Source organism: Empedobacter sp. GD03861 (genome assembly GCF_029840885.1).
GTDB lineage: Bacteria > Bacteroidota > Bacteroidia > Flavobacteriales > Weeksellaceae > Empedobacter > Empedobacter falsenii_B.
The window spans coordinates 1-763 of sequence record NZ_JAOCDJ010000100.1 but is presented as its reverse complement, the minus strand read 5'-3'; the positions used below and the strand labels follow the sequence as shown (position 1 = coordinate 763).

Here is a 763-nt window from a genome sequence, read left to right as displayed (position 1 = left end):
TTATTGTGTACCTTTTAAAAAAATAAGTATGACAACTGGAAGAATTAATGATGAATTGGATAATTTAATATATTATATTAATGAATATCAAAAATCTCAATTTGCTTTAAGTAAAGCTATAAATAAAACTCAAATAGATGATGCTAATTATACTGTAGAACTTAACTTATTAGCAATAGAAGCGGTTTTTAATTTGAATCATGAATTAAAAGAAATTGTATTGCTTAATGAGAAAAATAAAAAAGAATGTATAGAAGGTTCTTTTTTATCTAAAAATTTTATAAACGATGTGAGAAATTATATTCAAAATGTAAAAAATTACGCTTAAAAGCTATTCAGAATTTTATATTATGATATTTCAAATGGGTTTGACTGTATTACAGTTGAACCTTTTTTCAAATATAATTAAGAGTTGATTTAAAAATAACCCCAAATTATCAATTGGGTGTGTCCATATAGTAATGAACTTAAGAATGTCGTACTTCATGACTTCGTAGACTTTAAATATAATTATTTTAGTTTTAATTTTAGTATTTCATAAGGAGTTTTTCCTTTAAAAGATCCATGTGGTCTATTGAAATTATAAAAATTTTCCCATTGTTCTAATTTTTGATTTAGATCAACATCATCAGTATAGCTTAAAAGTTGATAGAACTCTTTTTTATCAGTTAAATGAGATCGTTCAACTTTCCCATTTAACTGAGGCGTTCCTACTTTTATAAATCGGTGTCTCATTCCTAAATCTTGAACATGCCAATGAAAT

2 protein-coding genes are annotated in these 763 nt (G+C 24.4%); one reads left to right on the top strand and one right to left on the bottom strand.

What is annotated here, in order from left to right; translation table 11 throughout:
- Positions 1 to 328 (top strand): hypothetical protein (locus N5D03_RS14910; RefSeq protein WP_280052123.1); only part of this gene is annotated, 328 nt, incomplete at its 5' end.
- Positions 329 to 510: 182 nt separating this feature from the next.
- Here the strand turns inward: N5D03_RS14910 and N5D03_RS14905 are convergent.
- Positions 511 to 763 (bottom strand): integrase core domain-containing protein (locus tag N5D03_RS14905; protein WP_280052121.1); only part of this gene is annotated, 253 nt, incomplete at its 5' end.